3 protein-coding genes are annotated in these 3264 nt (G+C 41.9%); 2 read left to right on the top strand and 1 reads right to left on the bottom strand.

Annotation, left to right across the window (positions count from 1 at the left end):
* Positions 1–384: monodechloroaminopyrrolnitrin synthase PrnB family protein (locus ABYB02_RS15935; RefSeq protein WP_372763373.1), on the bottom strand; the 384-nt coding region annotated here is incomplete at its 3' end.
* A gap of 139 nt (positions 385–523) precedes the next feature.
* Here ABYB02_RS15935 and ABYB02_RS15930 point away from each other — a divergent pair.
* Positions 524–979, top strand: coding sequence for an Lrp/AsnC family transcriptional regulator (locus ABYB02_RS15930; RefSeq protein WP_372763372.1), 456 nt, complete (start codon positions 524–526; stop codon positions 977–979).
* A gap of 73 nt (positions 980–1052) precedes the next feature.
* Positions 1053–3264 (top strand): CHASE domain-containing protein (locus ABYB02_RS15925; protein ID WP_372763371.1); only part of this gene is annotated, 2212 nt, incomplete at its 3' end.

Raw genomic sequence — 3264 nt, 5'->3', positions numbered from 1 at the left:
CGTAGTTAAGTGCGCGGTCGCAAAACGTGGCGTAACGCCTATAGAGGCACCAATGTGCATAGCCAGTGCCGATGCTTCAATTAACGGCGAAGTAGTTTCGCGACTCGGCTCGGTAATTTCATGACGACGACACGCCGCCATAAATAACCCCACATTACCGAGCAAATCAAAGGCATTATCAAAACCTTCGTCGGTGTTACCTTCCGCTAACAAGTTACTGATCAAGGCGTTACCTTCATTTTTTAATTGTTGCTTTATGGCCTCACCAATCCCGTCTACATTGGCTTTATCGTCTTGCTGGCTATACAACTGCTCCAGCTCACTGTTTAGCTCAACAAAGTGTGTTCTGATCCAATCATCAAATAGTGCGCTATGGGTGCTCATTACAAATCCTATTATTATAGTTATGGTTAAATGCTAACAGAGTTTCCGCAGAGCAAAGCGCTAAAAAAACTAGTAAAACACAGATAAATTAGCAACAATCACTATTAATATAAAAATAATTAACGATAACCAATAAGTTATGTTAGATAAAAAAGATCAACAACTGTTAACCGCTTTGCAAGCTTGCGCTCGTACCTCGGTTGCCGACTTAGCGGCGAGTATTAACTTGTCTGATACTCCCTGTTTAAGACGAATAAAAAAACTAGAGCAAGCGAATGTGATCACCGGCTACCATGCCGCTATTAACCCCAAGGCTTTACAACTCAATGTGTTGGTCTATGCGTTTATACGATTAAATCAAAATTCGGTAACGGCAGCAGAGCAATTTGAACGCCAAGTAGAAAAACTGCCGCACGTACTTGAGTGCTCGGTAATATCAGGTAGTTACGATTACTTACTGAAAATAATTGCCCATGATTTAGAAAGTTACGAGCAGTTTGTGAAACATCAGCTCGGGAGTTTAAGTTGCATCGCCAACATCGAATCAACCGTGGTGTTAAAACAATCTTTTAGCAAAAAACAGCTACCATTATAAAATTGCCGCAAATAACTTACTGTTAGCTATACTGAGATGTTAGAGCAAAGGATTTAAATAATCAGGGAGCTGCGTGAAATATTTTAATGCTAAGCATCACTCAAGTGTCTTTTATATTGCTTTTTCATTAGCCTACTTTTTTGTCGGAGTGATACTTAATAAACTCACCTTTAACTCGCAAATAATTCCCGTTTGGTTGCCCGCAGGCATCGCGCTGGCAGGCTGTTTTGTGTGGTGGTGGCGCTTTATACCATCGTTATTTATAGCCGCATGCGCGTTTAACTTAAACCTTTTCGACAGCTCTACGCATGAACTAGTGTTAGTCGGTAATTCATTTACTGAAGCTACCTATATAGCGTTGGGCGCGGTTGCACAAGCCATGCTAGGGGCTGCGCTGCTGCGGTATTGGTTAGGTCATCCACTACGCTTTAAAAAGCGCCAAAATATTTTTTATTTTATTATTATTGTGGGCGTACTAGTAAGTTTAGTGTCGGCCAATATTGGTGTGTATACGCTCTATGTATTTAATACTGATTACAACACTGAGCAATACTGGCAAAACGTTATTTACTGGTGGCTTGGCGATACGTTAGGGGTATTAATAGCCACCCCTTTGATACTGACACTGCTACCTGCTAAACAAAGTCAACTTACAATGTCGATTGTACCTACACGCTTTGTTTGCTGTATTTTATTTATTAGCGTGGCAATTACTACCGAGCTTTATCAGCAAAATTACCGTGCCAACAATATTAAAGTAGCCGAGCGAGAAGTACAGGTAATAGAAAATAGCCTGCACCGCTATATAAACTTGAGTATTATTGCGCTACAAAGTTTAGCTAATCAAATACAAGCGCGCACGCCTCTTAGTCCTGCCGAGTTTGATGTCTATACCCATGAGTTGCTTGCACAGCATGCCTTTATTAAAGCGCTATCTTGGAATGTAAAAATCACCCAGCAACAACGCCCGCAACTTTTACAACAACTCGCAAATAACTACCAAATAAATATAGCGATCACCGGCGAGCCGCTGCAAGCCAACGATCCGTTAGTGGTCATTAAATATATTGCGCCATTAAACGGTAATCAAGCAGCGATCGGTTTTAATATCTATGCTAACCCCGATCGTAAAAGCACCCTGCTCAACCCTGCAATAAAATACCAGCCATTAGCCACTAAAATAATTCACTTAGTGCAAACTACACAGCCTCAGGCAGCGTACCTAATGCTGGCCCCTGTTTATGCTCAGCACCAGGGTAAAGAGGTGATTGCAGGCTATGCCACTGGCGTATTTTTAGTACGCAGTATTATTAACCAAGCAATTTCATCCCATCAATCTGAGATGTTTAACATTGCTATATATGAAGCTAATAGCCAAACGCCTTTTTATAGCAACAGCACAGCTGTTGAAACACTTAAAGATAAAAACCTTATGTCATTTACGGTCAACTTTGGTGGGCAACAATGGGTCGTTAAATTAGCCCTTAAAGAGCGCTTTTTAGGGCAACATAATACCCAACTCACTTTGCTCTTGCTGCTGTTGCAAGTAGTGCTCTGCTCGCTAATTATATTGGTGTTACTGCTGTTTACTCAGCAGCAACTTGCACTCACTCGCCAAGTAGCTGAACGCACTCAATCGCTGGCTCAGGCAAAGCAGCAATCCGATTTAGCCAACCAAGCTAAAAGCCAGTTTTTAGCTAATATGAGTCATGAGATCCGCACTCCACTCAACGCGGTCATTGGCTTTTCATCGTTGGCGCAAAAAACCGACAGTGCCCAAACGTTGCTGGGCTATTTAGAAAAAATACACGCATCGTCGAAAAGTTTATTAAGTTTAATTAACGATATTCTCGATATTTCGAAAATAGAATCACAAAAACTGGTGCTAGAGTATATTCCCTTTGACCTTAATGCCTTGGTGCAGCGTATCGATAATATGTTTGCACAAAGCGCAGCCAGCAAGGGCATCACTTGGCAAGTAAATTGTCATGTACCTGCTAATACCTGGTTTATAGGTGACCCAATGCGTATTGAACAAATACTGCTCAATTTGTGTAGTAATGCGATTAAGTTTACTCATCAAGGCGGCGTCACCTTAAATGTCGCCGCTAAGGTGCTCACTCATAATAAAGCACGCCTTACGCTGGCCGTTATTGACACCGGTATTGGGGTTGATCCTGCCCATCATAACAAGTTATTTAGCGCATTTACCCAAGCCGATAGCTCCACCTCACGGCAATTTGGCGGTACCGGTTTAGGCTTAACGATAGCCAAAGAACTCAGCG

The organism is Pseudoalteromonas sp. (assembly GCF_041613455.1).
Classification (GTDB): domain Bacteria; phylum Pseudomonadota; class Gammaproteobacteria; order Enterobacterales; family Alteromonadaceae; genus Pseudoalteromonas.
This window is presented reverse-complemented; position numbering and strand designations above follow the sequence as displayed.